Source organism: Streptomyces sp. NPDC059895 (genome assembly GCF_042731035.1).
In the GTDB taxonomy this organism is placed as follows: domain Bacteria; phylum Actinomycetota; class Actinomycetes; order Streptomycetales; family Streptomycetaceae; genus Streptomyces.
Genome location: NZ_JBHWKO010000135.1, coordinates 1 through 1,370, shown reverse-complemented (window position 1 = coordinate 1,370; position 1,370 = coordinate 1). Strand labels below are relative to the sequence as shown.

The window sequence follows — 1,370 nt, the reverse complement described above, 5'->3', positions numbered from 1 at the left end:
GGGTGTGTCCAGCGAGTGGTGTAACTCGTGGGTTGGTTGTTACTGCTGGGCCGCGGTGAGGCGGCCGTCGAAGGCGATGTCGAAGGCCTGGAGGGCCGGCTTCCATCGCCTGGTCCAGCGCTTCGCGCCGTTCCCGGTCGGGTCCAGGCTCATGACCGCGAGGTAGACGCACTTGAGGGCGGCCTGCTCAGTGGGGAAGTGCCCGCGGGCGCGGACGGCCTTGCGGATCCGGGCGTTCACACTCTCGATTGCGTTCGTCGTGCACACGATCTTGCGGATCTCCACGTCGAACTGAAGGAAGGGGACGAACTCCGCCCAGGCACGTTCCCACAACCGCACGATGGCCGGGTATTTCGCTCCCCATTCCTCGGAGAACTCCAGGAACCGCTCCATGGCGGCCTCCTCGGTCGGCGCCGTGTAGACCGGGCGGAGGGCCTTGGCGATCTTCTCCCAGTCCTGGCGGCCCGCGTACTTGAAGCTGTTGCGGAGCAGGTGAACGACGCAAGTTTGCACGATCGTCGCAGGCCAGACGGTGTTCACTGCGTCCGGGAGTCCGGTCAGTCCGTCGCAGACCAGCATCAGGACGTCCCGCACCCCCCGGTTCTTGATCTCGGTGAGGACCTGAAGCCAGTACTTGGCGCCCTCGCCGCCATCACCGACCCACAGACCCAGAATGTCGCGGGTGCCCTCGGCGGTGACGGCCAGCGCCATATAGACAGGACGGTTCGCGACCTGCCCGTCCCGGACCTTGACGTGCACACAGTCGATGAAGACCACCGGATACACCGCGTCCAGGGGCCGGTTCTGCCATTCCAGCATGCCGGCGACCACGCTGTCGGTGATTGTGGAGATGGTCTGCTTCGACACCTCGGTGCCGTAGACCTCGGCGAGGTGTGCGGAGATCTCCCCGTGAGTGAGGCCCTTGGCGGACAGCGACAAGACCATCTCGTCGATCCCGCCGAGCCGCCGCTGCCGCTTCTTGACCAGCATCGGCTCGAACGTGCCCGCCCGGTCCCGGGGAACCTCGATCTCGACCGGGCCGACCTCGGTGACCACCGTCTTCGCCCGGCGCCCGTTGCGGTAGTTCTCCCGCCCGCCTTCGGACTTCTCGCCGTGCTCGTGGCCCAGATGGTCGGTCAGCTCGCCCTCCAGGGCGGACTCCAGCACCCGCTTGGTCAGCTGCTGCAGCAGACCTCCCTCGCCGGTCAGCCGCAGCCCATCGGCCTGGGCCCGCGCCACCAGCTGGGCGACCAGCTCGTCATCCACACCGGCTGCTGGCTCTTGCCCGGCCCTCGGTCTCGGTGACACTCACGTCGGTCATCAACTTCCGCTTCCTGCTCGGGAGTTACACCGATCACCGTACAGACCCG

At 66.9% G+C, this 1,370-nt stretch carries 1 protein-coding gene; it reads right to left on the bottom strand.

Going from position 1 to position 1,370, the window contains the following annotated elements; genetic code table 11:
- Window positions 1-39: 39 nt before the first annotated feature.
- Entirely contained in the window at window positions 40-1,308 is a 1,269-nt protein-coding gene (locus tag ACFV9M_RS42025; RefSeq protein ID WP_385079929.1) for an IS256 family transposase, read from the bottom strand.
- Window positions 1,309-1,370: the final 62 nt, after the last annotated feature.